Origin of the sequence: Streptomyces sp. NPDC055955 (genome assembly GCF_042270245.1) — a bacterium.
Classification (GTDB): Bacteria; Actinomycetota; Actinomycetes; order Streptomycetales; family Streptomycetaceae; genus Streptomyces.
In genome coordinates, this window is record NZ_JBHJYS010000012.1 from 209,557 (window position 1) to 234,764 (window position 25,208).

Annotated in this window: 24 protein-coding genes and 1 riboswitch; of the genes, 17 read left to right on the top strand and 7 right to left on the bottom strand. The window is 71.6% G+C overall.

The features are described from left to right. The first annotated feature begins 323 nt into the window (after nt 1-323). Together ACFC96_RS24715 and ACFC96_RS24720 are read left to right on the top strand one after the other, a co-directional pair. A complete protein-coding gene (locus tag ACFC96_RS24715; protein WP_376257615.1) occupies nt 324-1,112 on the top strand; it encodes a carbon-nitrogen hydrolase family protein in 789 nt (262 codons plus the stop codon). A gap of 59 nt (nt 1,113-1,171) precedes the next feature. Then, nucleotides 1,172-2,875, top strand: coding sequence for a flavin monoamine oxidase family protein (locus ACFC96_RS24720; RefSeq protein ID WP_376614116.1), 1,704 nt, complete (start codon nt 1,172-1,174; stop codon nt 2,873-2,875). Nucleotides 2,876-2,915: 40 nt separating this feature from the next. Here the strand turns inward: ACFC96_RS24720 and ACFC96_RS24725 are convergent, their stop codons facing one another. Together ACFC96_RS24725 and ACFC96_RS24730 are read right to left on the bottom strand one after the other, a co-directional pair. After that, complete coding sequence (locus tag ACFC96_RS24725) at nt 2,916-3,845, bottom strand: LLM class F420-dependent oxidoreductase (RefSeq protein ID WP_376257486.1); 930 nt, start codon at nt 3,843-3,845, stop codon at nt 2,916-2,918. 104 nt (nt 3,846-3,949) lie between these two features. Next, nucleotides 3,950-4,654, bottom strand: a complete 705-nt coding sequence (locus tag ACFC96_RS24730) for a DUF5995 family protein (RefSeq protein WP_376614118.1) — start codon at nt 4,652-4,654, stop codon at nt 3,950-3,952. A 180-nt stretch (nt 4,655-4,834) separates the two neighbouring features. Between ACFC96_RS24730 and ACFC96_RS24735 the strand changes: the two genes are divergently transcribed. Then, nucleotides 4,835-5,959: a glycoside hydrolase family 6 protein gene (locus tag ACFC96_RS24735; RefSeq protein ID WP_376614187.1), complete on the top strand. Its 1,125-nt coding sequence runs from the start codon at nt 4,835-4,837 to the stop codon at nt 5,957-5,959. Here ACFC96_RS24735 and ACFC96_RS24740 read toward each other — a convergent pair. Continuing rightward, the gene (locus ACFC96_RS24740) at nt 5,941-7,350 is read right to left on the bottom strand and encodes a uracil-xanthine permease family protein (RefSeq protein WP_376257490.1); all 1,410 of its coding nucleotides are present in this window, start codon (nt 7,348-7,350) and stop codon (nt 5,941-5,943) included. The two genes, ACFC96_RS24735 and ACFC96_RS24740, sit on opposite strands and share 19 nt — an antisense overlap. Nucleotides 7,351-7,554: 204 nt before the next feature. Here ACFC96_RS24740 and ACFC96_RS24745 point away from each other — a divergent pair, with 204 nt between their 5' ends. Beyond that, complete coding sequence (locus tag ACFC96_RS24745; RefSeq protein ID WP_376614120.1) at nt 7,555-8,826, top strand: alginate lyase family protein; 1,272 nt, start codon at nt 7,555-7,557, stop codon at nt 8,824-8,826. A gap of 98 nt (nt 8,827-8,924) precedes the next feature. After that, nucleotides 8,925-9,383: an acyl-CoA thioesterase gene (locus ACFC96_RS24750; RefSeq protein ID WP_376614122.1), complete on the top strand. Its 459-nt coding sequence runs from the start codon at nt 8,925-8,927 to the stop codon at nt 9,381-9,383. On the opposite strand, the gene ACFC96_RS24755 is transcribed toward ACFC96_RS24750, so the two are convergent. Next, nucleotides 9,343-10,563 (bottom strand): MFS transporter, encoded by a 1,221-nt coding sequence (locus ACFC96_RS24755; protein WP_376614124.1) that lies wholly within the window; start codon nt 10,561-10,563, stop codon nt 9,343-9,345. The two genes, ACFC96_RS24750 and ACFC96_RS24755, sit on opposite strands and share 41 nt — an antisense overlap. Before the next feature lie 141 nt (nt 10,564-10,704). On the opposite strand from ACFC96_RS24755, the gene ACFC96_RS24760 reads away from it, so the two are divergent. Then, the gene (locus ACFC96_RS24760) at nt 10,705-11,895 is read left to right on the top strand and encodes an ROK family transcriptional regulator (RefSeq protein WP_376614126.1); all 1,191 of its coding nucleotides are present in this window, start codon (nt 10,705-10,707) and stop codon (nt 11,893-11,895) included. Nucleotides 11,896-11,984: 89 nt separating this feature from the next. On the opposite strand, the gene ACFC96_RS24765 is transcribed toward ACFC96_RS24760, so the two are convergent. Next, entirely contained in the window at nt 11,985-12,137 is a 153-nt protein-coding gene (locus tag ACFC96_RS24765; RefSeq protein WP_376614128.1) for a hypothetical protein, read from the bottom strand. A 130-nt stretch (nt 12,138-12,267) separates the two neighbouring features. Then, nucleotides 12,268-12,398: riboswitch (FMN riboswitch) on the top strand. Between the two features lie 303 nt (nt 12,399-12,701). Here ACFC96_RS24765 and ACFC96_RS24770 point away from each other — a divergent pair. The 9 genes from ACFC96_RS24770 (at nt 12,702) to ACFC96_RS24810 (ending at nt 20,147) form a co-directional block, all read left to right on the top strand. Next, nucleotides 12,702-13,310 (top strand): riboflavin synthase, encoded by a 609-nt coding sequence (locus ACFC96_RS24770; RefSeq protein ID WP_100597450.1) that lies wholly within the window; start codon nt 12,702-12,704, stop codon nt 13,308-13,310. 2 nt (nt 13,311-13,312) lie between these two features. Beyond that, on the top strand, nt 13,313-13,957 hold the full coding sequence (locus tag ACFC96_RS24775; protein WP_340460421.1) for a nicotinamide mononucleotide transporter family protein: 645 nt from the start codon (nt 13,313-13,315) through the stop codon (nt 13,955-13,957). After that, a complete protein-coding gene (locus ACFC96_RS24780) occupies nt 13,954-15,252 on the top strand; it encodes a bifunctional 3,4-dihydroxy-2-butanone-4-phosphate synthase/GTP cyclohydrolase II (RefSeq protein ID WP_376257500.1) in 1,299 nt (432 codons plus the stop codon). The genes ACFC96_RS24775 and ACFC96_RS24780 overlap by 4 nt, the downstream gene beginning before the upstream one ends. A gap of 66 nt (nt 15,253-15,318) precedes the next feature. Continuing rightward, entirely contained in the window at nt 15,319-15,804 is a 486-nt protein-coding gene (gene ribH / locus ACFC96_RS24785) for a 6,7-dimethyl-8-ribityllumazine synthase (protein ID WP_100597452.1), read from the top strand. Nucleotides 15,805-15,838: 34 nt separating this feature from the next. Then, the gene (locus ACFC96_RS24790; protein WP_100597453.1) at nt 15,839-16,111 is read left to right on the top strand and encodes a phosphoribosyl-ATP diphosphatase; all 273 of its coding nucleotides are present in this window, start codon (nt 15,839-15,841) and stop codon (nt 16,109-16,111) included. Nucleotides 16,112-16,174: 63 nt separating this feature from the next. Then, nucleotides 16,175-17,023: an ATP phosphoribosyltransferase gene (gene hisG, locus ACFC96_RS24795; RefSeq protein ID WP_376614130.1), complete on the top strand. Its 849-nt coding sequence runs from the start codon at nt 16,175-16,177 to the stop codon at nt 17,021-17,023. Between the two features lie 11 nt (nt 17,024-17,034). Continuing rightward, nucleotides 17,035-17,487, top strand: a complete 453-nt coding sequence (locus ACFC96_RS24800; protein ID WP_376257504.1) for a PH domain-containing protein — start codon at nt 17,035-17,037, stop codon at nt 17,485-17,487. Nucleotides 17,488-17,718: 231 nt separating this feature from the next. Next, on the top strand, nt 17,719-19,053 hold the full coding sequence (locus ACFC96_RS24805; protein WP_376257506.1) for a hemolysin family protein: 1,335 nt from the start codon (nt 17,719-17,721) through the stop codon (nt 19,051-19,053). Continuing rightward, nucleotides 19,050-20,147 (top strand): hemolysin family protein, encoded by a 1,098-nt coding sequence (locus tag ACFC96_RS24810; RefSeq protein ID WP_376257508.1) that lies wholly within the window; start codon nt 19,050-19,052, stop codon nt 20,145-20,147. Before ACFC96_RS24805 ends, ACFC96_RS24810 begins: the two co-directional genes overlap by 4 nt. A gap of 54 nt (nt 20,148-20,201) precedes the next feature. Here the strand turns inward: ACFC96_RS24810 and ACFC96_RS24815 are convergent, their stop codons facing one another. Both ACFC96_RS24815 and ACFC96_RS24820 read right to left on the bottom strand, forming a co-directional pair. Next, nucleotides 20,202-22,076 (bottom strand): AAA family ATPase, encoded by a 1,875-nt coding sequence (locus ACFC96_RS24815; protein WP_376257510.1) that lies wholly within the window; start codon nt 22,074-22,076, stop codon nt 20,202-20,204. A gap of 433 nt (nt 22,077-22,509) precedes the next feature. Next, nucleotides 22,510-23,151 (bottom strand): uridine kinase, encoded by a 642-nt coding sequence (locus ACFC96_RS24820; protein ID WP_376257512.1) that lies wholly within the window; start codon nt 23,149-23,151, stop codon nt 22,510-22,512. A gap of 202 nt (nt 23,152-23,353) precedes the next feature. On the opposite strand from ACFC96_RS24820, the gene ACFC96_RS24825 reads away from it, so the two are divergent. Both ACFC96_RS24825 and ACFC96_RS24830 read left to right on the top strand, forming a co-directional pair. Then, complete coding sequence (locus ACFC96_RS24825; protein WP_376614132.1) at nt 23,354-24,721, top strand: peptidase C39 family protein; 1,368 nt, start codon at nt 23,354-23,356, stop codon at nt 24,719-24,721. 281 nt (nt 24,722-25,002) lie between these two features. Beyond that, on the top strand, nt 25,003-25,149 hold the full coding sequence (locus ACFC96_RS24830) for an SCO1431 family membrane protein (RefSeq protein ID WP_116503494.1): 147 nt from the start codon (nt 25,003-25,005) through the stop codon (nt 25,147-25,149). Nucleotides 25,150-25,208 lie beyond the last annotated feature (59 nt).

The window sequence follows — 25,208 nt, forward strand, 5'->3', positions numbered from 1 at the left end:
CCGGAAGGTGCCGCTGAGCCCATGCTCAGCGGCACCTTCGTCGTTTCCGTGCAAGGGCTCCGTCAGGTGCAGCCGAGGATCCCCACCAGGCGCTTCGGGCCACGGTCGGCTTCCCCCCGCCGCCCGCGGGGGCCGCCCCGTACGGGCTGCGACCGAGGGCTCACCCGAGTGCGCAACGAATCGCCGCGGAGAGGCGATCAGGCGCAACAGATCGTACGAGAAGACGCAACAGTCCCGTCTTGTCCCGCCGGTCCGCGGAACCGTACCGTCATATCCGATCCCCCTCCCCCTTTCGCACGCTCCCTAGGACGCCCATGCCGCCGCTGCGCACCGCCCTGCTCCAGAGCTCCGGCCGCCCCGGGTCCGTCGCCGAGAACCTGAAGGTGCTCGACGAGGCCGCGGGCCGCGCCGCCGCGACCGGAGCCCGGCTCCTGGCAGCCCCCGAGATGTTCCTAACCGGGTACGCGATCGGCGACGACGTGGCCCGCCTCGCCGAGCCCGCCGACGGCCCCTCCGCTCAGGCCGTCGCCGAGATCGCGGCCCGGCACGGCGTCGCCGTGGCCTACGGCTACCCGGAGCGCGACGGGGAGCCGGTGTTCAACTCGGCCCAGCTGATCGCCCCCGACGGCACCCGCCTCGCGAACTACCGCAAGACCCACCTCTTCGGCTGCTTCGAGCGCGACGCGTTCACCCCCGGCGACCAGGCCGTCGTCCAGGCCGAGCTCGACGGTGTCCGCATCGGCCTCATGATCTGCTACGACGTCGAGTTCCCGGAGAACGTGCGCGCGCACGCTCTCGCCGGCACCGACCTGCTGCTCGTACCGACGGCCCAGATGCACCCGTACCAGTTCGTCCCCGAGTCCCTCGTGCCCGTGCGGGCCTTCGAGAACCAGATGTACGTCGCGTACGTCAACCGGGTCGGCCAGGAAGGGGAGTTCGAGTTCGTCGGGCTCTCCACGCTCGCCGGGCCCGACGGGGTGGCCAGGGCGCGTGCCGGCCGTGGTGACGAGCTGATCTGCGCCGATGTGGACCCCGCCTTCCTGGCCGCGTCCCGCGACGCCAACACGTACCTCAGCGACCGTCGCCCGGGCCTGTACACGCCGCTGATCTGAGCCTCGCGCCGCCGCCCCGAACCCTCAGTACCTCAGTTCCCGCAAGGAGTCCGTACCCCATGACGTCCACGGTGCCCAACGCCGTCCAGCACACCGACGCGCAGCCCCCCATCACGATGTTCGGGCCGGACTTCCCGTACGCGTACGACGACTTCCTCGCGCACCCCGCGGGCCTCGGCCAGATACCGGCGACCGAGCACGGCACCGAGGTCGCGGTCATCGGCGGTGGCCTCTCCGGGATCGTCGCCGCGTACGAGCTGATGAAGATGGGCCTCAAGCCCGTCGTGTACGAGGCGGACGAGATCGGCGGCCGGCTGCGCACGGTCGGCTTCGAGGGCACCCCCGCCGAGGCCGCCGGGCTGACCGCCGAGATGGGCGCGATGCGCTTCCCGCCGTCGTCGACCGCGCTCCAGCACTACATCGACCTGGTCGGCCTCGAGACGCGGCCCTTCCCCAACCCGCTCGCCCCCGAGACCCCGTCGACCGTCGTCGACCTCAAGGGCGAGTCCCACTACGCCAACACCGTCGACGACCTGCCGCAGGTCTACCGCGACGTCATGAACGCGTGGAACGCCTGCCTCGAAGAGGGCGCCGACTTCTCCGACATGAACCGCGCGATGCGCGAGCGCGACGTGCCGCGCATCCGCGAGATCTGGTCGAAGCTCGTCGACAAGCTCGACAACCAGACGTTCTACGGGTTCCTCTGCGAATCCGAGTCCTTCAAGTCCTTCCGGCACCGCGAGATCTTCGGCCAGGTCGGCTTCGGCACCGGCGGCTGGGACACCGACTTCCCGAACTCCATCCTGGAGATCCTGCGCGTCGTCTACACCGAGGCCGACGACCACCACCGCGGCATCGTCGGCGGCTCCCAGCAGCTGCCGCTGCGCCTGTGGGAGCGCGAGCCGGAGAAGATCGTCCACTGGGCGTACGGCACCTCGCTCGCCGAACTGCACGACAGCCGGAAGCCGCGCCCGGCCGTGACCCGGCTGCACCGCACCGCGGGCAACCACATCACGGTCACCGACGCGTCGGGTGACATCCGCACCTACCAGGCGGCGATCTTCACCGCGCAGTCCTGGATGCTGCTGTCCAAGGTGGCGTGCGACGACTCGCTCTTCCCGATCGACCACTGGACGGCGATCGAGCGCACCCACTACATGGAGAGCTCGAAGCTCTTCGTCCCGGTCGACCGGCCGTTCTGGCTGGACAAGGACGAGGAGACCGGGCGGGACACCATGTCCATGACGCTCACCGACCGCATGACGCGCGGCACCTACCTGCTCGACGACGGTCCGGACAAGCCGGCCACCATCTGTCTGTCGTACACCTGGTGCGACGACAGCCTGAAGTGGCTGCCCCTGTCGGCGAACGAGCGCATGGAGGTCATGCTCAAGTCGCTCGGCGAGATCTATCCCAAGGTCGACATCCGCAAGCACATCATCGGCAACCCGGTGACCGTGTCCTGGGAGAACGAGCCCTACTTCATGGGCGCGTTCAAGGCGAACCTGCCGGGTCACTACCGCTACCAGCGCCGCCTGTTCACGCACTTCATGCAGGACCGTCTCCCCGAGGACAAGCGGGGCATCTTCCTCGCGGGTGACGACATCTCCTGGACGGCCGGCTGGGCCGAGGGCGCCGTGCAGACCGCTCTCAACGCGGTCTGGGGCGTCATGCACCAGCTCGGCGGCGCGACGGACGGCACCAACCCGGGCCCCGGCGACGTGTACGACGAGATCGCACCGGTCGAGCTGCCCGAGGACTGACGGGCGTGCGGGCCCCGGCAGTCGCCCGGGCCCGCACCGCTCAGATACCGGCCTCGCGCGCGGCCGTGAACACCTCGGCCGCGACGTCCGTCAGCTCGTGCGCGTCGCGGGCGAGTCCCTGGAGGTCGATCAGGATCTCCTCGAGGCCCACCGCGTCGTGCGCGACCAGATCCTCGACGATCTGCGCGACGCTGCCCTGGAACGGGCGGCGGTCGTCGCCCTTGTACGCGTCGCGCGTGTAGATCGTGTTGACCCGCAGCACGCTCTGGATCGGCTCCTTGCGGCCACGCTCCTCGGCCAGTTCCCGCAGACCGCGCCACTGCTCGGCGAGCTGCTCCGCGCCCGCGGCTCCGGGCATCCAGCCGTCCGCGCGGTCCACGAGCCGGCGCGCGGCCTTCGGGCTGTTCGCCGGCAGCAGCACCGGGATCGGCCCGGCGGGCTTGGGCCCCACCACCGACGGCGCGATGGTCGTCAACTCACCCTCGTAACTCACCGGGTCGGGACCCCACACGGCCCGGAACACGTCGAGCAGCTCGTCCAGGACCTGGCCGCGCTTCTCGAACGGGGCCACGGAGGCGGCCGCGTACTCGTCGTGGGACCATCCCGTGCCGATGCCCGCGACGACGCGGCCCCCGCTGGCGGCGTCCAACGAGGCCAGCGCGCGCGCCAGTTGGAACGGTACGTGCAGCGGGCCGACGAGGACGCTCGTGCCGAGCCGGGCCCGCTCGGTGACGCCGGCGGCCAGGGTGAGGGAGACCAGCGGGTCGGCGACCGAGCGGTACTGGTCCGGCCAGGGGAGGCCGGGGACCCCGTACAGGCCCTGGCGGGCGGGCTCGGGGAACAGGATCCGCTCGAAGACCCACAGGCTCTCGTAACCGATCTCCTCGGCGGCGCGGGCCACCGCCGGGATGTCACGCCCGATGTCGTACTGCTTCATCTGGGGGAGGCTGAGGCCGAGTCGGGTCGCCATGCCGGTGCTCCTTCGCGTTCGCATCAGGGATCGCTCGCGTAACTCCTCGTCAACGTACAGCGATCACCGGGGAGTTCCGTGGCAAAGGCGGGCGCGTGGCCGGATCAGTCCGGCAGGGGTGTGAGCAGCATGCGGCCGACCAGCCCGACCGAGGTGTCGAGGCGCCGGACGAAATCCTCGGTGACGTCCGGGAATTCACGCAGTGCCCACAGGGCGCGGGCCGCCGCCCAGGCGCCGTCCCTGGCGCGCTCCAGGGTCCAGGAGCCGAGCAGATGGGTCAGCGGGTCGGCGATCTGGAGCAGATCGGGGCCCGGCATCAGATCTTCGCGGATGCGCTCCTCCAGCGAGACGAGGAGATCGCCCACGCGGTCGAACTCATCCTCCACGTCGGCCGGTTCGCAGCCGAGCGTACGACAGGTGTCCACGACGGCGAGCGCCAGATCGTGGCCGATGTGCGCGTTGATGCCCGAGAGGGCGAACTGCAGCGGGCGTACGCCTGGATGGCGGCGGTACTGGAGCAGCGGACGCCAGCAGGCCGGCGGACGGTGGTCGGGGGAGCGGGTCTCGACGGCCGCCAGATACCGCCCGGCGAACCGAACGTCCAGCGTGGTCGCGGCTTCGGCGTCGGCGAAGCGGCCGCCGTCGATGTGCCGGTCGACCTCTTCCGTGACGGACAGATAGACCCGGTTGAAGACGGCCACCCCGTCGAAGGCGGGCCAGGACGCGGCCAGCTTTCGCATCCGGGCCACCACGGAGTCGACCCCGCGCGTGGCGGGCGTGCACTTCGCGAACCGTTCCAACTGCGCCATGGGGGCAGGCTCTCAAGCCTAGGCTGGCGCGCGTGCCGCCTGGCCGGGGGCTTCCCCAGAACGGGGGAACGGGCCGGGCGCCGTGCGTAGGGGGAAAGGGAGAACAGCGTGTCAGGCTTACGGGCGCAGCGACTGGCCGAGCGTCGCGCCGGGCGCAGGGGCGCGGCCCGCCGGGGGATCATGGCGGCGGTCGCGTCGCTGGTCGCGGTGGTCGGCACGGTCGCCGGGACGATGTCGGCGCTCGACGGGTCCGAGGGCGACGATGTGGCGCGGCCGCAGGTGACGCGCTCGCCCGACCTGCTTCCGCTGCCCGCCGTACCCACCGCGACATCCGCCTCGGCCTCGGCCGGCCCTTCGCCGTCCCCGTCGCATGCGAAGACGGCCAAGAAGAAGCCGGAGCCCACGGCGAGGGCGTCCACCGGTCGGCCCGTGGCGCCCGCCTCCACACGCCTGTACCGGCACGCCGACTCCCAGGTGCTCGACTGGGTCAGGGCCAACCCCTCGGACCCGCGGCGCCCCCTCATCGAGTCGCGGATCGCCGACCGGCCCGCCGCGGTCTGGTTCGCCGACTTCACGCCCGACACCATCACGTCCCGGGTGCGTGCGGTGACGTCCACGGCGGCGCGCCAGGGCCGGGTGCCGGTGCTCGTGCCGTACGCGATACCCGAGCGTGACTGCGGGGGTGCCTCGGAGGGCGGGGCGCCGGACATCGCCCCGTACGACAGCTGGGCGCGGAAGTTCGCAGCGGGACTCGGCTCCGGCGAGGTCGTCGTGATCCTCGAACCCGACGCGCTCTCCCAGACCGAGTGCCTCTCCGGCGGGCAGCTCGCCGACCGGTACGGGGCGCTGGCCCGCGCGGGCCGCGCCTTCAAGTCGGCGAACCCCAGGGCCCGGGTGTACTACGACGCAGGGCACTCCGTCTGGAACCCGGCCGCCACCCAGGCGGCCCGGCTGCGAGCCGCGGGCGCCGCGTCGCCGGCCTCCTCCGACGGCGTCTTCACGAACGTCTCCAACTTCAACCGCACCTCCGCCGAGGTGGCCTACGCGCGCAGGGTCCTGGCGGCGATGGGCGGTCCGCCGTCCCTGGGCGCCGTGATCGACACCAGCCGCAACGGCAACGGTGCCCCGGCGAACGGCGCGTGGTGCGACCCCGCGGGCCGCAAACTGGGGCAGGCGCCGACCCTGAACACCGAAGAGCGCGGGATCGACGCCTACTTGTGGGTGAAGCTGCCGGGGGAGTCGGACGGCTGCAGGGGCGAGCCGGGATCGTTCACCCCCGACTACGCCTACGACTTGGCGGACTGACCGTCGGAGGTGTCGCCGGCCGCGTCGTCGTACGAAGAGGTCCCCTCGTCGAGCAGGGGCTCCTGCGTCTTGAGATGCGCGGGAGCCATGGCGCGCAGCGCGTGGTAGCCGGTGATGACGACGAGCGTGCCGAGGGCGATGCCGCTCAGCGAGAAGTGCTCGGTGAACTTCAGGGAGACGTTGCCGATGCCGATGATGATGCCCGCCGCGGCCGGCACCAGATTCAGCGGATTGCGCAGGTCCACCCCGGCGTTCATCCAGATCTGCGCGCCGAGCAGGCCGATCATGCCGTAGAGGATCACGGTGATGCCGCCGAGGACGCCGCCCGGGACTGCGGCCACGACCGCGCCGAACTTCGGGCACACGCCGAAGAGCAGGGCGAAACCGGCGGCCGCCCAGTACGCGGCGGTCGAGTAGACGCGGGTCGCGGCCATCACGCCGATGTTCTCGGAATACGTGGTGTTGGGCGGGCCGCCGACCGCGGTGGAGAGCATGGAGCCGACGCCGTCGGCGGAGATCGCGGTGCCGAGCTTGTCGTCGAGGTTGGTGCCGGTCATCTCGCCGACGGCCTTGACGTGTCCGGCGTTCTCGGCGATCAGCGCGATCACGACGGGCAGCGCGACGAGGATCGCCGACCACTGGAACGAGGGGGCGTGGAAGGAGGGCAGGCCGATCCATTCGGCCTTGCCGACGCCGGACAGGTTCAGGCGCCAGTGGTCGACGGCCTCGGTGCCGCCGGTCACGGAGTGGATGCGGCCGAAGATCCGGTCGAACACCCAGGAGATGCCGTAGCCGAAGAGCAGTCCGAGGAAGATCGCGATGCGGGACCAGAAACCGCGCAGGCACACCACGGCCAAACCGGTGAACAGCATCACGAGGAGCGCGGTCCACTGGTCCTGCGGCCAGTACGTCGACGCCGTCACCGGCGCGAGGTTGAAGCCGATCAGCATGACGACCGCACCGGTGACGACCGGCGGCATGACGGCGTGGATGATCCGCGCGCCGAACTTCTGCACCGCGAGCCCCACCAGGAACAGCGCGGCGCCGACCACGAAGACCGCTCCGGTCACCGTGGCGCTGGTCCCGCCCTGTGCCCGGATCACCGCGGCGACGCCCACGAAGGAGAGCGAACAGCCCAGATAGCTGGGCACGCGGCCACGGGTGGCGAGCAGGAAGATCACCGTGGAGACGCCGGACATCATGATCGCGAGGTTCGGGTCTAGACCCATCAGGACGGGCGCCACGAAGGACGCGCCGAACATCGCGACGACGTGCTGGGCGCCGAGTCCGAGCGTGCGCGGCCAGGAGAGCCGCTCGTCCGGGCGCACGACGGCGCCTGGAGCCGGGGTGCGCCCGTCGCCGTGAAGTTTCCAGCGCACACCGAGGTCCATATGAGTTCTGCTTTCTGTGGTGCTTCCGTGGCTCGAAATGATCGCCGCCATGTTAATGCGCCGTAAGGCCCTTTTCGCGCCATGGCCGACGGTCTCGATCTCATGCGTGAATCATTGTCAGGAGCATTGTCACGCTCACCTCGGCGCCCTACGCTCGCACGGCTCGATCCATGAACATCGTTCAGATATGTGATGGGAGTTGTGATGCGTGCCAGATTCCGTGTGCGTCTCGGTGCCCTGCTCACCGCGGCGGCGGCCCTCACCGCCGTCCTGGTCCCGGCCCAGTCCGCGACGGCCGGCGTGGGCGCCCCGCGTACCGCAGTCCTCGACGGCGAGCGCCTGCTGCGGACCAAGCAGCGCCTGGCCCACGGCGACCCGCAGCTCCGGCGCGCGGTACGGGACTTGACGGCCCGCGCCGACACCTGGCTCGACCAGGGACCCTGGACCGTCGTCGACAAACCGAAGCCCGCGCCCGGCGGCGACGTCCACGACTACCTGAGCCAGGCCCCCTACTGGTGGCCCTCGCAGACACCCACCGCCGACAACCCCTGGGGCTGCCCGTACGTCCAGCGCGACGGGCAGCGCAATCCCGAAGTCGACACCGGGACCGACCGCCAGGACGTGGAGAAGGTCTTCGACTCGACGTACGACCTCGCCCTCGCCTGGTACTACACGGGCCGCAAGGAGTACGCGGAGAAGGCCGCCACGGTCCTGCGCACCTGGTTCCTCGACCCGGACACGCGCATGAACCCGAACCTGGACCACGCCCAGTTCATCCCCTGCAAGTACGACGGCCGGGCCATCGGCATCATCGACTTCTCGCAGTCGTACACGAGCGTCGGCGACGCCGTCGCCCTCCTCGGCACGGGCGCCCCCGGCTGGTCGAAGGGCGACCGTACGGCGATGGAGGAGTGGAACAAGGACTTCCTCGGCTGGCTCGTGCACAGCGACTTCGGCGCGCAGGAGGGCGCCGCCGAGAACAACCACGGCACCTTCTACGACCTCCAGGTCGCGGCCCTCGCCTACGCCACCGGCGACACCGCCCTCGCCCGCCGCACCGTCCTCGACGCCCGCGCCAAGCGCATCGCCCCGCAGATCGCGGGCGACGGCAGCCAGCCGCAGGAGCTCGCCAGGACCCGCAGCTGGCACTACTCGACCTTCGACCTGGTCGCCTACACCCGGCTCGCCGCGATCGGGCGGCATGTCGGCGTGGACCTGTGGTCGTACCGGGGCCCGGACGGGCAGAGCCTGTTCAAGGCGGTCGACTATCTGCTGCCCGCGGCCACCGGGGCGACGGCGTGGCCGCACCCCGAGCTGGAGTTCCACCGGTTCGCCGCGAGCGACATCGTGCACGCTGCCGCCGACGCCGGGAGCGCCGCCGCGAAGCGGGCGGTTCCGCGGCTGGAGGCGCCGCCCGGCGGGGATCTGTGGACCCTGCGCCCGGCCGCCGAACAGCTCGACTCGATCGCGGGCTGAACCGGTGGCGTCACGCCCCGACCTGGCCTGCTGAGCGTTTGCTTAGCTCGAGGCCGTACGATGGGGCTCTTGTACGTACCGCATCAGGAGCCCCACCCGTGACCGCCGAAGCCCTCGCCCGCCCCGCCCAGTCCCACGGACAGCTCGTCCCCGTCACGGTCCACTTCGACGACCTCGACGCGCTCGGCCTGCTCCACAACGCCCGCTACCCGGTGATGGTCGAGCGCGCCTGGGCCGCGCTGTGGGCGGAGCGCGGCCTCGTCTTCGAGGGCGACTGGGCGGCGGCCGGCGACTTCTGCAACGCGGTCAAGGAGCTGCGCATCACCTACGACGCGCCGGTCGACCGCCCCGGCGCGTACGCCGTGCACCTCTGGCTCGACCGGCTCGGCACCACCGGCCTGACGTACGGCTTCCGTTTCTGCTCGGCGGACGGTGGGACGACCTACGCCCACGGCACCCGCGTACTCGTCCGCCTCGATCCGGCCACCCTGCGTCCCGCCCCCTGGAGCGAGACGTTCAGGACCCTTGGCCGTGAGCTCCTGCGGACGCAGGACTGACCTCGGCCTGCGTCGTGCGCGTACGGTCCCCCGTGCGCAGCACCCCGGCGAACACCGCGAGCCCGCACGCCAGGAACGTCACCAGGCCGAAGGAGACCACCAGGCTCGTGGCGTCGGCGACCGTCCCGATCGCGGAGGGGGCGATGAGCCCCGAGGTGTACGTGATGGTGGCGACGCCCGCGATGGCCTGGCTCGGATTCGGTCCGCTGCGCCCCGCCGCCGCGAAGGCGAGCGGCACGACCACCGCGATCCCCAGTCCCATCAGGCCGAAACCGGCCATCGCGACCGCCGGGTTCGGCGCCACCACCACGAGCAGTCCGCCGAGCGCGGCGCCGACCCCGCCGACCCGCACGGTGCGCACCGCGCCGAACCGGTCCACGATCCTGTCGCCGGCGAGCCGCGCCACGGCCATCGTGAGCGTGAACGCGGTGGTGCACGCGGCCGCGAGTCCGGCGGACGTGTCGAGGACGTCCCGCAGATAGACCGCCGACCAGTCCAGGCTCGCCCCCTCGGCGAAGACGGCGCAGAAGCCGACCGCGCCGATCAGCAGCGCCGACCTGGGCGGCAGCGCGAAGCGCGGCGGCGGCTCCTCGTCCTCCGTGGGGCGCAGGTCGAGCACGCCGCCGCACGCGATGAAGCCCACGACCGTCAGGGTCGCCGCGGCGAGCACATGGTGCAGCCGGGCGTCGGAGCCGAGGTGGGCGGCCAGCGTGCCGGCCGCCGAACCGATGAGGGCTCCCACGCTCCACATGCCGTGCAGGCTCGACATGATCGACCGGTCGAGGCGGTTCTCGACCTCGACCCCCAGCGCGTTCATCGCCACGTCCGACATGCCCGCCGACGCGCCGTACGCGAACAGCGCCACGCACAGCACGGCCAGGTTCGGCGCGAGCGAGGGCAGGACCAGCGCGAGCGTCCACAGGGCGAGCAGGCCGCGCAGCGCCGTGCGCGCGCCGAACCGGTGGCTCACCCAGCCCGCGAGCGGCATCGCCACCGAGGCGCCGAGCGCGGGGAAGGCGAGGGCGATACCGAGCTGGCCCGCGCTGACCCCCGCGTGGTCCTGGATCCAGGGCACCCGGGTCGCGAAGGACCCGGTGACCGCTCCATGGACGCAGAAGACCGTCGCGACCGCATAGCGCGCGCGCTTCAACTCCCTTGTCCCGTAACCGACTTCGCTCATCCGGCGTGACCCTCCCGATACCGTCCCCAGGCTGCTGGCGTAAACTATCAGGAACCCTGCCTGATAAATAGTCGGTTTCCCACCGGTCTCCCTGTACGGCCCCGGTCCCGGCAGCGAAGGCGATCTGGAAGGATCCGCGCCATGCCCGCATCACCGAGTACCGCCAGGGCCATCAACGACCGGCTCGCGCTGCGCCTCCTCCAGAGCGAAGGGCCCCTGACGGCCGGGCAGTTGAAGGAGCTCACCGGCCTGTCCCGGCCCTCTGTCGCCGACCTCGTCGAGCGGCTCACGGCCCAGGGCCTGATCGAGGTCGTCGGGGAAGCGGGCGCCCGGCGCCGCGGCCCCAACGCCAAACTCCACGGGATCGTCTCCGGGCTCGCCCATCTCGCCGCGCTCGACGTCCGCACCGAGGGCGTCACCCTCACCGTCGCCGACCTCCTGGGCACCGTCCTCGCCGAGGCGTCCGCGCCCATCGACGACGAAGGAGGCACCGGCCCCGCCGTCGAGCGGGCCGTCGCCCTGATCGAGCGCACCGCGAAGGAGGCGGGCGCCGAGCCCCTGCACACCGTGGGGATCGGCGCCCCCGGCCTCATCGACCCCGTCACCGGTGAACTCCGTGACTCGTCGGGCCTGCCCGAGTGGCACCGTCGCCTCGTCGCCGCCCTCCACGAACGCCTGCCGGCCCGCGTCCTGGTGGAGAACGAGACCAACCTCGCCGCCCTCGCCGAACAGCGCGACGGCGCCGCCCGCGACCGCGACACATTCGCCCTGCTCTGGCTCGGCCACGGAATCGGCGCCGCGGTCGTCCTCGACGGCGTCCTGCGCCGCGGGGCCTCCGGCGGCACCGGCGAGATCGGCTTCCTGCCCGTGCCGGGCACAGCCGGACTCCCGTCGGCTACCGGCTGCGACGGAGGCTTCCACTCGCTGGCCGGATCCGCCGCCATCGCCGAACTCGCCCGCGCCCACGACATGGTGGGCCCGACGGCCGCGCCGGGGGAGCCGGTCGCCGCGGCGCTCGTCCGCGAAGCGGTACGGGCGGAGCCCGGGACGCCCGCCGCCCGCTTCCTCGACGCACTCGCCGACCGTCTCGTCCTCGGGGCCGCCTCCGTCGTCGCCGTCCTCGACCCGGGCTGCCTCGTCCTGGGCGGCGAGGTCGGCCGCGCGGGCGGCGACCGCCTCGCGGCCCTGGTCGCCACCCGCCTCGCCGCCATGTCCCCCCTGCCCACCGAGGTGCGGGCCGGCGCCCTCGGCGGCTCGGCGGTGCTGCGGGGAGCGCTGCTGATGGCGCGGGACGGGGCGCAGGACGACCTCTTCACGCCGACGGACCGCTGACCCCCGGCGCGGTCCGGGTCGGCTCGCCGGGAGGCGCCGCGCGAGGAACTCCTCGAACGTCTTCCCTTGCCCACCGCCCGTTCGGGCCGTCAGGTGTCCGCCGTCCCGCATGCCCCGGCCTTCGCGGCCGGGCGGACCTCGAGGAGCCGCCGGCGGCGACCGTTCGCCCGCAGGTGGGCGCGGGCCGGATCGGACGCCGTCGCGCCGTGGGACCACCCATGTCCGGCGGTTGCGAACGTCACGCTCTTACCCTGGCAGGCGCGACCGCCCGGAACGCTGCGCGAGTCCACGCACACGGCCTGTGAGGCAGCCCACAGTCGATCACCCGTTTGGCTCACGCGCGGACGTGGCACACTGGCCCTGTACCAGAAGCAGCGCACTCCGGGGTCGGTGAAAGTCCGAACCGGCGGTTATAGTCCGCGACCCGGTCGCTTCCAGCGGCCGGTTGACCAGGTGAAATTCCTGGACCGACGGTTAAAGTCCGGATGGGAGGCAGTGCGCGGCGGGCGGGCATTCGTGCGCGCCGCCGTCTGTTTCGACTTGTCCTCAGGGACAGGTCTCATTCGGCGTCGGCCTCGGTGTCCTCGCCCGTACGTTCTGTCGCCCTATCGCGACAGTGCCCCGGAGTCCGTGCCCGAAGAGGCAGGAGGACCCGGTGGCCACCACTTCCGCAGTGCCCGCCCGGCGAGCAGCCGTGCGCCCGCACGCGTCCTTCGCTCCTTCAGGAATCCCCGCCGGCCCTGAGGCGTTGCGCCTCACCGCCGCCCTTGTCGGCCCCGCGGCCCCTGCAACGAAGGAGCACTGAAGTGTTCACCGGAATCGTCGAAGAGCTGGGCGAGATCACTGCCGTCGAGGAACTCGGCGACGCCTCCCGCTTCAGGCTGCGCGGCCCCGTCGTCACCGAAGGAGCCCGCCACGGCGACTCCATCGCCGTCAACGGCGTCTGTCTGACGGTCGTGGAGCACGAGGGCGACGAGTTCACCGCCGATGTCATGGCGGAGACCCTCGACCGGTCCAGCCTCGGTGCCCTCGCGGTCGGCTCCCGGGTCAACCTGGAGCGCCCCACCGCTGTCGGCGCGCGCCTCGGCGGGCACATCGTGCAGGGACACGTCGACGGTACGGGCAGCATCGTCGAGCGCAAGCCGTCGGAGAACTGGGAGATCGTCAAGGTCTCGCTCCCGGCGCACCTCGCGCGCTACGTCGTCGAGAAGGGCTCCATCACCGTCGACGGAGTGAGCCTCACGGTCGTCGACGCGGGCCCCGACTACTTCACCATCAGCCTGATCCCCACCACCCTCGCCCTGACCACGCTCGGCCTGAAGCAGGCCGGCGACCCGGTCAACCTCGAGGTCGACGTCATCGCCAAGTACGTCGAGCGGCTGCTCGGCGACCGTGCCCAGGAGGCCACCAAGTGAGCCTGAACTGGCTGAACTCCGAGGCGTTCACGCTCTTCGGCCAGCACATCATGTGGTCCGACATGATCGGCAACACCGTCGGTCTGGTAGCCCTCGCGCTCGGCTGGCGCCGCTCGATCTGGACCTGGCCCGCACAGCTCGTCTCCGGCCTCATCCTGCTCACGGCGTTCGCGACCGCCCACCTCTCGGGCAGCGCGGGCAAGCAGCTCGTGGTCATCGTCGTCGCCGCGTGGGGCTGGTGGCAGTGGAACCGCGGCAAGGGTCAGGCCCAGGACGGCTCCCTCGCCGTCCGGTTCGCCACCTGGCGCGAGCGCGGCTACCTGCTGGGCGCCGCCGTACTCGGCACCCTGGCGGTCGGCGGCCTGTTCACCGCTTTCCCCACGCTTTCGTGGGACCCCTGGCCGGACGCGTACATCTTCGTCGGCACGATCGTCGCCATGTACGCCCAGGCGCGCGGCATGGTCGAGTTCTGGTTCGCCTGGCTGCTCGTCGACCTGGTCGGCGTACCGCTGAACTTCGCCAACGGATTCGCGTTCTCCGGTTTCGTCTACGTGATCTACGGCGCGCTCGTCCTGTGGGGCATGCGCGACTGGTGGCTGCGGTCCCGCTCGGCCTCGCAGCCCGCCCTGGAAGGAGCACCGGCATGACCACGGCACCCGTCTGGTACAGCACCTCGCACGACGAGGACACCTCGGACCTGTCGCTCGACCCCGTCGAGCAGGCGATCCGCGACATCGCGAGCGGCCGGCCCGTCGTGGTCGTCGACGACGAGAACCGCGAGAACGAGGGCGATCTCGTCATCGCGGCCGAGAAGGCCACCCCCGAGATCGTCGCCTTCATGATGAGCGAGTGCCGCGGCCTGATCTGCGCTCCCATGGAGAACGACGAGCTGGAGCGCCTCCAGCTGCCGCAGATGGTCGAGAACAACACCGAGTCGATGCGCACCGCCTTCACGGTGTCCGTCGACGCGGGCCCCGCGCACGGCGTGACCACCGGCATCTCCGCCGCCGACCGCGCCACCACGCTCCAGCTCCTGGCCGGCGGCACCGCCGAGGCGGGCGACTTCGTGCGGCCGGGCCACATCTTCCCGCTGCGCGCCAAGTCCGGCGGCGTCCTGGTCAGGAACGGCCACACCGAGGCCGCCGTCGACCTCGCCCGGCTCGCGGGCCTGCGCCCCGCCGGCGCGATCGTCGAGATCGCGGGCGAGGACGGCACGATGCTGCGCCTGCCCGAGCTCATCCCGTTCGCCCGCAAGCACGGCCTGACGATCATCTCCATCGAGGACCTGATCGCCTACCGCCGCTCCTCCGAGCCGACGGTCCGCCGCGAGGCCGAGGTCAATCTGCCCACCGCCTTCGGCGACTTCACCGCGTACGGCTACCGCTCCACGGTCGACGGTGTCGAGCATGTCGCCCTCGTCCACGGCGAGATCGGCGACGGCGACGACGTCCTCGTGCGGGTCCACTCCGAATGCCTCACCGGCGACGTCTTCCACTCGCTGCGCTGCGACTGCGGCCCCCAGCTGGAGGAGTCGATGCGGCGCATCACCGAGGAGGGGCGGGGCATCGTCGTCTACCTGCGCGGCCACGAGGGGCGCGGCATCGGCCTGCTCTCCAAGCTGCGCGCCTACGAGCTCCAGGAGCGCGGCCGCGACACGCTGGACGCCAACTTGGAACTGGGCCTTCCGGCCGACTCGCGGGACTACGCGGCGGGCGCCCAGATCCTCGAGGACCTCGGCGTGCGCGGCCTGCGCCTGCTGACCAACAACCCCGACAAGACCGACGCGCTCCTGCGGCACGGCCTCAAGGTCGTCGCCCGCGAGTCCATGCCGGTCCAGGCGGGCGAGCACAACCTCCGTTACCTGCGCACCAAGCGGGACCGGATGGGCCACGACCTGCCCTGGCTGGACGCCCCCGCGTCCACGACCTGCGCGAACCAGTAGCCCGTACCTCTTTCAGACGACACACCGCACACCGAACACAGCACCACACAAGCACTGAGGAGCAACGTGAGTGGCAAGGGCGCACCCGAACTGTCCGTACGCAACTGCGGTGACCTGCGCGTCGCCGTCATCGCGGCGCAGTGGCACGAGAAGGTGATGGACGGCCTCGTGGACGGCGCCCTGCGCGCGCTGCACGAGCTCGGCATCGACGAGCCGACCCTCCTGCGGGTCCCGGGCAGCTTCGAGCTCCCCGTCGTCGCCAAGGTCCTCGCGGGCCGCGGCTACGACGCGATCGTCGCCCTCGGCGTCGTCATCCGCGGCGGCACCCCGCACTTCGAGTACGTCTGCCAGGGCGTCACCATGGGGCTCACCCAGGTCACCATCGACACCGGCGTCCCCGTCGGCTTCGGCGTGCTGACCTGTGACACCGAGGAGCAGGCTCTCGACCGCGCCGGAATCGAGGGCTCGAACGAGGACAAGGGCCACGAGGCCGTCACGGCGGCCGTCGCCACGGCGGCCACGCTGCGCTCGGTCAGCGAACCCTGGCGCTGAGTGGCCGGGGGGAACCCGTAGTCTTAGGACCATCATGGCGAACAAAACCTTCGAAGAGCTCTTCGCCGAGCTTCAGCTCAAGGCCAAGAACGGCGACCCCGCGACGTCCCGCACCGCCGAACTGGTGGACAAGGGCGTCCATGCCATCGGCAAGAAGGTCGTCGAGGAGGCCGCCGAAGTCTGGATGGCCGCCGAGCACGAGGGCAAGGAGGCGGCTGCCGAGGAGATCTCGCAGCTGCTGTACCACGTCCAGGTGATGATGGTCGCCCGGGGAATCTCCCTCGACGACGTCTACGCCCACCTCTAGACCCGGCGTCAAGTTCCCCCCTCACACGTCACATCCCTCCTGAACGCAAAGGAATCCGACCTCATGCTGCGCATCGCCGTCCCCAACAAGGGTTCACTGTCCGGACCTGCGTCGGCGATGCTCCATGAGGCCGGATACCAGCAGCGCAAGGAGTCCAAGGAGCTCGTCCTCGTCGACCCGGTCAACGAGGTGGAGTTCTTCTACCTGCGGCCCAAGGACATCGCGATCTACGTGTCGTCCGGCAAGCTCGACATCGGCATCACCGGCGAGGACCTGCTGATCGACTCCGGCGTCAACGCCGAGGTCATCCTGCCGCTCGGCTTCGCCCGCTCCACGTTCCGCTTCGCGGCCAAGCCCGGCACCGTCTCCGGCCTCGAGGACCTCGCGGGCAAGACGATCGCCACCTCCTACGAGGGCATCGTCGGCAAGCACCTCGCCGAGTCCGGCGTCGATGCGTCCGTCGTCCACCTCGACGGCGCCGTCGAGACGGCCATCGAGCTGGGCGTCGCCCAGGTCATCGCGGACGTCGTCGAGACCGGCACCTCCCTGCGCAACGCGGGCCTCGACGTCTTCGGCGACCCCATCATGAAGTCCGAGGCCGTCGTGATCCGCCGCTCCGGCGCGGGTGCCGAAGAGCCCAAGGTCCAGCAGTTCCTGCGCCGCCTCCAGGGCGTCCTGGTCGCCCGGACCTACGTGATGATGGACTACGACTGCCGTGCCGAGCACCTGGAGCAGGCCGTCGCCCTCACCCCGGGTCTCGAGTCGCCGACGGTCTCGCCCCTGCACAACGAGGGCTGGGTCGCCGTCCGCGCGATGGTCCCCGCCAAGGGCGCCCAGCGCATCATGGACGACCTGTACGAACTCGGCGCGCGGGCCATCCTGACCACGGCCATCCACGCCTGCCGCCTCTGAGGACCGCACTCATGTCCGAAGTCCCCACGCTGCCCGTCACCTTCCGGCCGACCCGCACCCGGGCCGTCCTGCTGGGCCTCGGCGGCGCGATGTTCGTCACTCTCACCGTCATCGCCCTGATGCTGGGCGGCCTCAACCCGGGCGACCGACTCAGCTTCATCTTCACCGGGGCGCTCCTCGTCGGCGCTCTCGTCCTGCTCGCCCGGCCCAAGGTCGTGGCGGACGACGAGGGCGTCACCGTGGTGAACATCGCCCGCAGCCGCCGCCTGGCCTGGGCGGAGATCGTCCAGGTCACCCTGAGGCCCGGTGATCCCTGGGTGTTCCTCAACCTCAGCGACGGCACGAGCCTGGCCGCCATGGGCATCCAGCCCGCCATGGCCAAGGAGCGTGCCCTCGCCGACGCGCGCGCCCTGCGCGCCCTCACCGAGGTCCGTTCCACGGCCTCCGGGGAACTTCAGGGCTGACTCAGGGCCGCACGCCCTGACGCTTCCACCCCCGACTTGATTAATCTGGTGGCGGGGCGCGCGCACATCGCCGCCCCGCTCCCGACCACGGGTCCGCCAGGACCCCGGGGGTTTCCTGCTACCCGAGGAGTGACTCCCTCCGGCGATGGACGGTTCGTCCTGCAGTACATGCGCCGCCCCCTCCCGACATAGCGCGACCGAATTGCGCGTTGTGTGCACGGAGGCGGCGGCATGACCATCCCCTTGTTGCTCCTCGGAGCGGCATTCCTGCTGATCCTGGCCAACGGCTTCTTCGTGGCGGCCGAGTTCGGCCTCGTCACGGTGGAGCGCGCCGACGCCGAGAAGGCCGCGGCCGACGGCGACCGACGGGCCCGTACCGTCGTGAACGCCCTCAAGGAGCTGTCCTTCCAGCTCTCCGGCACCCAACTCGGCATCACCATCACCTCACTGGTCGTCGGCATGCTCGCCGAGCCGGCGCTCGCGACGCTGCTCGCGGGGCCCTTCACCGCCGTCGGTGTACCGGAAGGCGCCGTCGGCGGCGTCTCCGTCGTCCTCGGCATGCTCCTGGCCTCCGCCGTGCAGATGGTGATCGGCGAGCTCGTGCCGAAGAACTGGGCGGTCTCCAAGCCGCTCCAGGTCGCACGGTTCGTCGCGGGCCCCCAGCACGTGTTCTCGCGCCTCTTCAGGCCCGTGATCGCGCTGCTCAACGCCGTGGCCAACCGCGCCGTACGCGCCCTGGGCGTCGAGCCCGCCGACGAGCTGGCCTCGGCCCGCACCCCCGGCGAGCTCGTCTCCCTGGCCAGGCACTCCGCGCAGGCGGGCACCCTGGAGCAGGACACGGCGGACCTGTTCGTCCGCACCCTGTCCCTCGGTGAGCTCACCGCCCAGCACGTCATGACACCGCGCGTGAAGGTCAGCTCGCTCCAGTCCTCGGCGACGGCCGAGGACGTCGTCAACCTCACGCGCGCCACGGGCCTCTCCCGCTTCCCTGTCTACCGCGAGCGGATCGACGAGATCATCGGCATGGTGCACCTCAAGGACGCCCTCGCGGTGCCCGCGCACGAGCGGCTGCGCACTCCCGTGAGCCGCATCGCCCAGGCCCCGCTGCTCGTCCCGGAGACGCTGCCCGTGCAGCCCCTCCTGGAGCGCCTGCGCAGCGAGCAGCCCATAGCCGTCGTCGTCGACGAGTACGGCGGCACGGCCGGCGTCGTCACCCTGGAGGACATCGTCGAGGAGCTCGTCGGCGAGGTCCGCGACGAGCACGACCGCCTCGACCTGCCCGAGCTCGCGGTCGCGCCGTCCGAGGACGGCCGCCCCGCATGGGACGCCGACGGCAGCTGCCGGGTCGACATCCTGCGCCGCATAGGACTCGACGTACCGGAAGGCCCGTACGAGACCGTCGCAGGTCTCGTCGCCGACCTGCTGGGCCGGATCCCCGCGCCCGGTGACCGCGCCGAGCTGCCCGGCTGGCGGCTCTCGGTGCGCCAGGTCGACCACTACCGCGCGGAGCGCGTCCGGATCGTCAGGACCGCGGACGCCGCCCAGCTGGCGGAGGCCGCCCGATGAGCGCGCTCCAACTGTTCTTCGCCGTCCTCCTCGTGCTGGCCAACGGGTTCTTCGTGGGCGCCGAGTTCGCCCTCGTCTCCGTGCGCCGCAGCCAGATCGAGCCCCTGGACACCTCGCGGGCCCGCCAGGTCCTGTACGGCCTGGAGCACCTGCCGCAGATGATGGCGGCGGCCCAGTTCGGCATCACCGTCTGCTCCTTGACGCTCGGCGCGGTCGCCGAGCCGACGGTCGCCCATCTGCTGGAGCCGCTCTTCGAGGCGATGCACCTCCCCGAGGGAATGATCCATCCCCTCGGCTACGTCATCGCGCTCGCCGCCGTCGTCAGCCTGCACCTCGTCGTCGGCGAGATGATCCCGAAGAACCTCGCGATGGCGGCGCCGGAGAAGACCGCCCTCTGGTTCAGCCCCGGCCTCGTCGCCTTCGCCCGGCTGTGCCGGCCGGTCACCGTCGCCCTCGGCGCCTGTGCCCGGCTCGTGCTGAAGCTGTTCGGGGTCGAGCCGAGGGACGAGGTCGAGGCGGTCTTCACCAGCGTGCAGCTCGGCCGTCTCGTGGAGGACTCCGGACAGGCGGGGCTGCTCGAACCCGAGGCGCAGGAACGCCTGGAGGACGCCCTGGAACTGGGCTCGCGCCCGGTCACCGACGTCCTGCTCGACCGGGCGTCCCTGATCACGGTCGGCCCTTCGGTCACCCCCGGCCAGGTCATCGAGCTGACGGGGCGCACGGGCTACTCCCGCTTCCCGGTCTGCGCGGAGGGGGGCGCCTTCATGGGCTATCTGCACGTGAAGGACGTCCTGGACCTGATCGACTCCGCCGACCACGACCGCGCGGTGCCGCAGCAGATCTGGCGTCCCATGACGACGCTGCGCGCCGAACTCCCGCTCGACGACGCCCTGACGGTGATGCGCCGCGCCGCGACGCATCTCGCGCAGGTGGCCGACGCCTCGGGGCGGGTCCTCGGCCTGGTCGCCCTGGAGGACGTCCTGGAGATGCTCGTCGGCGAGGTCCGTGACCCCGCGCACCGGGACGCCCCGGCGCCCGGGTCGCGGGTGGCCGAGCCGCGGGCCGAGGCGCCGGAGGAGGCGCTGGCCGGCTGACAGGCGCACACGGCGAAGGGGCGGGTCCCGGATCGGGCCCGCCCCTTCGCGCTGTCACATCGCGGACGGATCCTGGGGCCCGCGCCCCGAGAGGACCTCGCCGTACGCCTGCATCAGGTCGGGCAGCCGCAGCGTCGACAGGTCGTCCCGTGTCGGAGTCGTCGCGTACCCCGTCAGCCGCAGGTCCCGGTAGGCGCACGACTTCTCGTACAGCGTCCGCAGGAACCTTCCGTTGCCGAGCTCGTCGATCCAGCCCTGGTCGACGACGTGGCCGCTGATGGAGCGCAGCTCGTCGAGCGCCTCCTCGTCCCACACGTCCCCGTTCTCCGCGGCGAGCACCTCGCCGATCGCGGTGAGTTCGAGGGGCCGGTACGAAGGAAAGTCGACCCGCGTCGTGAAGCGCGAGGACAGTCCGGGGTTCGCCGCGAGGAGGCGGTCCATGCCCTCCGGGTAGCCCGCGAGGATCACCACGAGGTGGTCCCGGTTGTCCTCGGCGCGCTTCAGGAGGACCTGGAGCGCCTCGTCGCCGTACGCGTCGCCCTTGCCGTAGCCCGAGTTCGACAGGGCGTACGCCTCGTCGACGAAGAGGACGCCGCCGATCGCCGAGTCGATCAGCTCGTTCGCCTTCACGGCCGTCTGGCCCAGATACTCGCCGACCAGGTCGGCCCGCTGGGACTCCACGAGATGGTCGCCGCCGAGCAGTCCGAGGGCGTAGAAGACCCGGCCGAGGATGCGGGCCACGGTGGTCTTGCCGGTGCCGGAGGGGCCCGAGAAGACGAAGTGCCGTTTCGGCGGTTGCACGGGAAGGCCCTGCCCGGCCCGCAGCCGCGCCATGTTCAACTGCGCCGAGAGCGCCTTCACCTGCCGTTTCACGGGTTCCAGGCCGACCATCCGCTCCAGCTCGGCGAGGGCCTCCTCGAGCAGCGCGGGGTCGGCGGGTCCGGCGGGCAGTTGCGGCGTGATCGGTACGACGGCCTTCTCGCGGACGGCGTCGGTCTCGGCGGACATGGCGCCGGGCGGCGGCAGATCGGGCTCGCTCACCTTCAGGTTCCGGCCGTCGCCCTCGTACAGCGGGTCCATCGACTCGGAGCCGTCCAGCACGTCCTGGCCGAGTCCGCTCATGGCGAGGGGACTGAGGTCCGTGCCGTCGCCGAAGTCGCCGTAGCCGTCGCTCTCGGCGATGGCCGCGAGGCGGGCCGAGGTGTCCATGAAGGCGGGGTCCACCCGGTGCACGGCCCGGTACAGGGGGAGCGCGGCGGCGGAGCGGCCGGTGCCCTCGTGGGCGCGGGCCAGCCAGTAGCGCAGCTCCTTGCGCTGAGGCTGCTCGCTCCGGCAGCGCATCAGCGCCGCGGACAGGAGTGGCTCGGCCTGCCCGTACATCTCCAGGCGCACGCGGGCCATGCCGCCGAAGAGGCCGGCCTCGATGCCGAGGAGCCCGTCGTCGAGCAGCGGGTCCGTGTGCCGGACCAGCTGCTCCCAGTCCTTGACGAGGTAGGCGCGGCAGGCGTGCAGGAACCGCACCTGCGGATCGGCGTCCACCCGCGGCAGCGTCGCCAACGCCCCGTCAAGGTCGGGGACATGGCGCCCGTCGAGCCAGTGCGACGCGTGGGCGAGCAGCAGGTCGCGCGGCCGCTCCAGGACGGGCTGCACCCACCAGCCGAGCCAGTACCAGGAGTTCAGGGTGCGCCGGTGCCGGGTGCGCTGCTCGCCGAACCGGTCGCGGTGCCGGAACATGCGCAGCAGCGCGGTCGTCGTGTCGATGCGTAACGCGTGCAGCCCCAGCCAGCCGTCGGCCATGCCGGGATCCATCCGGACCGCGGCCCGGAACTCCTCCTCGGCCTGCGGATAGGCGCCCATGGTGTAGGCGTCCACACCGCGCACCCAGGCGAGGTCGGCCGGGCCGGGCGAGCCCTGTGTGCCGAAGTCCATCACGTCCCCCACAAACCGTGCCCCCGTGGTGCTCCGTCGGGCCGGTGCCCGCCGGCTCCTGCGTCGAACCGATGTGCTGTGGACGGGAGTTGTCATGGTGCGGACCGCGAGCCGTCCGTAAGCCGCACCGAGAGGCATCGTACCTGCGCAGCAGTCGTCGGCCGAGGGCGCCGCAGGGCCGGATCCGAGGCGGGCGGCGCAGGTGAGGACGGGGCCGGATGGTGACCGAGGGTGAACGAATCGCGGCTCACCGCACCCCCGAAGGGGCGAACAGGGCAGAACGAAGCCCCCGATCACGGGGGAACAACCGGGGGCTTCGCGTCTGCCGGCGGCCCCGAAAGGCCGCACATTCAGAACGTAAGTCCTGTACGGCCCCTCGGTCAAGCCGAGTTGAGGCACTCGCGGAAACTGGCGGAAGGCGCTTCGGGAGGGGTCAGCGCGCTGCCGACGGCCCTTCACGGTGAGTGACGGAAGGCGTCGGAAATTGGGTCCCAGGAGGCATCTGACGTGCCTCGTACCCCTCAGGACACTCGCGTACCAATGTCTGGGCGAAGGGGCGCGAGGGGTCGTCGGCGAAGTGCGCGCGCTCCGCACGGATCCAGCCGTCCCAGAACTCGCTCTGCGCCGGCCCGTCCCTGCGCCGCCCCCGTTCCCAGGACACCTCCTGCGGCGTGTCCATCCACAACAGGTGCGCCAGGAAAGGCCGCACGGCGTGCCGGCCGGCGCCCACGCCCTCCATCAGGACCACCGGCGCGGGCGCCAGGACACGAGGCGGGCAGAAGCGTCGGGCGTTCCAGTCGTACGGCTCGTACCGGGCGCTCTCGCCGCGGGCGAGCGGATCGATGACCTGCTCGCGCAGCCGTGCCGTCCAGTCGAAGAGGGCGTCGTGGCTGGCGAGATCGTCGAGGTGCAGGACGGGCGCCCGGCCGAGCGCCTCGGCGAGCCGCGCCGCGAACGTCGACTTGCCGGAGCCCGCGTGGCCGTCGACGGCGACGAGCCGGACCGGGCCGCAGGAGGGCGGCAGGGCGCGCAGGGTCGCGGCGAGCCGGGGGAGCGGCATGTGCTGGAAGGTCATCGCCCGCAAGGGTACGGGAGGCGCTCGATCGGTTTCCCGCGCGCCGTCGCAGGTCATGCCAGTGGTACAGGCCAATATTGGTAGCCACGACAGGCCCGGAAACGCTGGTGGAAGTCGGCGGGTACCGGCCATAGTTGGCGCACTGTTGTGCCACCTCACCCGCCCCTTTACGGATATCTCGTCGACTGGGGGAGCCCCGCTCATGTCCCGACCCGAACCTCTGTCCCGTAGAACCCTGCTCACCGCCGCCGTGGCCACCGCGGGCGCGGCGGCGCTCACCGCGACCGCGGGTACCGCTGTCGCGGGCACCGGCGCACCGGCCTCCGCCCACGCGGCCCCGCGTCTCGTGGACAACCACGCCTGGACCTCGCACGCGGACTGGCGCTCCGGAACGGCGTCCGGCACCCGCGCGGTCGCCGGAGCCCGTCCCGGTCTGACGCTCGCGACCCCCGAGGGCCGCACCGATTACACGGATCCGCACACGGGCAAGACCGCCACCTGGGAGTACGGCCGGTGGACCTCCCCGGCCCACCGCCTGTCGGTACCCGCCACCGAGGTCATCGCCTCCTGGAACGCGCGCACCCCGGCCGGTACCTGGATCCAGATCGAACTCCAGGGCACGTACTCCGACGGCGCGGCGACGCCCTGGTACGTGATGGGCCGATGGGCCGCCGGCGACCAGGACATCCGGCGGACCTCCGTCGACGACCAGTCGGACGGAAAGTCCAGTATCTGGACGGACACCTTCTCGATCGACGACGCGGCCTCGGGCCTGCGCCTCGTCTCCTACCGCCTGCGCCTGACCCTGTACCGCGCGCCGGGTTCCAAGGACGCGCCTCTCGTGTGGCGGCTCGGCGCGATGGGCTCCGACGTCCCGGACCGCTTCTCGGTCCCGGCCTCGACCCCGGGGCTCGCCAAGGAGCTGTCCGTTCCGCGCTTCTCGCAGAGCGTCCACGCGGGCCAGTACCCCGAGTACGACAACGGCGGCGAGGCCTGGTGCAGTCCCACCTCCTCGCAGATGATCATCGAGTACTGGGGCCGCAAGCCCTCCGCGGAGGACCTGGCCTGGGTCAACCCGGACTACGCGGACCCGGAGGTCTGCCACGCGGCCCGCTTCACGTACGACTACCAGTACGAGGGCTGCGGCAACTGGCCCTTCAACGCGGCCTACGCGGCGACGTACAAGGACCTCCAGGGCGTCGTCACACGGCTCGGCTCGCTCAGTGATCTGGAGACCCTGATCGCGGCGGGGATCCCGGCCATAACGTCTCAGTCGTTCCTCAAGGAGGAGCTGACGGGCGCGGGGTACGGGACGTCCGGACACCTCATGACGGTGATCGGCTTCACCGCGGACGGCGACGTGATCGCCAACGACCCGGCGTCGCCCAGTGACACGGCCGTGCGCCGTGTCTACAAGCGGGCCGAGTGGGAGAACATCTGGCTCCGTACCAAGAGGTACAACGCCACCGGCAAGGTCGTGTCCGGCACCGGCGGAGTCTGCTACCTGTACTTCCCGGCCCACCCGACCTCGAAGCAGCGCCGCGCGCTCGAGGCGGTCGGCGTCCGCTGAGGTACCCGCCGCGGCCCCTCCCGACGCGACCGGGAGGGGCCGTGGTACGCCCGCGACGACTCCACGAGCGGATGGGTTCGGGACCCGATCCACGCTCCGGTCGGGTGGCCGGCGTCGGGGCCGGCGGTCTCTTCCTCGCAGGTCCGGCACCGAGGTGAGCCGCGCGGCGCCGCGGGTCAGTTGTGCGTGACCAAGCTCTCGCCCACAACCGGCCGCGGCGGTGGCATGGTGGACGGGTCAGTGGGGGGGATGCCACTGCCGGACGACCTCAGCGAGATGCCATGACCGCGACCACCGTCACGAACCGTGCCGCCCGGACCCGCACCGGCGGTCCCAAGGACAACGGCCCCAAGATCCTCGAGCACGTCCTCGGCTGGACCTTCGTCGTGGTCCTCGCCATGTTCGTCACGCAGGCCGGCCTGATGTAGCCCGCCTTTCCCCGGCGCCGGGCCCGACGCGCCAGTGCCGGTCGGTGAGCCCCGCGAGC

Excerpts from the sequence above, each read along its gene's own strand:
- ACFC96_RS24720 (WP_376614116.1), top strand. The coding sequence starts at position 1,172 with ATGACGTCCACGGTGCCCAACGCCGTCCAGCACACCGACGCGCAGCCC.
- ACFC96_RS24755 (WP_376614124.1), bottom strand. The coding sequence starts at position 10,563 with ATGAGCGAAGTCGGTTACGGGACAAGGGAGTTGAAGCGCGCGCGCTAT.
- ACFC96_RS24760 (WP_376614126.1), top strand. The coding sequence starts at position 10,705 with ATGCCCGCATCACCGAGTACCGCCAGGGCCATCAACGACCGGCTCGCG.
- ACFC96_RS24805 (WP_376257506.1), top strand. The coding sequence starts at position 17,719 with ATGACCATCCCCTTGTTGCTCCTCGGAGCGGCATTCCTGCTGATCCTG.
- ACFC96_RS24730 (WP_376614118.1), bottom strand. The coding sequence starts at position 4,654 with ATGGCGCAGTTGGAACGGTTCGCGAAGTGCACGCCCGCCACGCGCGGG.
- ACFC96_RS24820 (WP_376257512.1), bottom strand. The coding sequence starts at position 23,151 with ATGACCTTCCAGCACATGCCGCTCCCCCGGCTCGCCGCGACCCTGCGC.
- ACFC96_RS24800 (WP_376257504.1), top strand. The coding sequence starts at position 17,035 with ATGTCCGAAGTCCCCACGCTGCCCGTCACCTTCCGGCCGACCCGCACC.
- ACFC96_RS24790 (WP_100597453.1), top strand. The coding sequence starts at position 15,839 with ATGGCGAACAAAACCTTCGAAGAGCTCTTCGCCGAGCTTCAGCTCAAG.
- ACFC96_RS24745 (WP_376614120.1), top strand. The coding sequence starts at position 7,555 with ATGCGTGCCAGATTCCGTGTGCGTCTCGGTGCCCTGCTCACCGCGGCG.
- ACFC96_RS24810 (WP_376257508.1), top strand. The coding sequence starts at position 19,050 with ATGAGCGCGCTCCAACTGTTCTTCGCCGTCCTCCTCGTGCTGGCCAAC.
- hisG (WP_376614130.1), top strand. The coding sequence starts at position 16,175 with ATGCTGCGCATCGCCGTCCCCAACAAGGGTTCACTGTCCGGACCTGCG.
- ACFC96_RS24740 (WP_376257490.1), bottom strand. The coding sequence starts at position 7,350 with ATGGACCTCGGTGTGCGCTGGAAACTTCACGGCGACGGGCGCACCCCG.
- ACFC96_RS24780 (WP_376257500.1), top strand. The coding sequence starts at position 13,954 with ATGACCACGGCACCCGTCTGGTACAGCACCTCGCACGACGAGGACACC.
- ACFC96_RS24830 (WP_116503494.1), top strand. The coding sequence starts at position 25,003 with ATGACCGCGACCACCGTCACGAACCGTGCCGCCCGGACCCGCACCGGC.
- ACFC96_RS24825 (WP_376614132.1), top strand. The coding sequence starts at position 23,354 with ATGTCCCGACCCGAACCTCTGTCCCGTAGAACCCTGCTCACCGCCGCC.
- ACFC96_RS24725 (WP_376257486.1), bottom strand. The coding sequence starts at position 3,845 with ATGGCGACCCGACTCGGCCTCAGCCTCCCCCAGATGAAGCAGTACGAC.
- ACFC96_RS24735 (WP_376614187.1), top strand. The coding sequence starts at position 4,835 with ATGGCGGCGGTCGCGTCGCTGGTCGCGGTGGTCGGCACGGTCGCCGGG.
- ACFC96_RS24815 (WP_376257510.1), bottom strand. The coding sequence starts at position 22,076 with ATGGACTTCGGCACACAGGGCTCGCCCGGCCCGGCCGACCTCGCCTGG.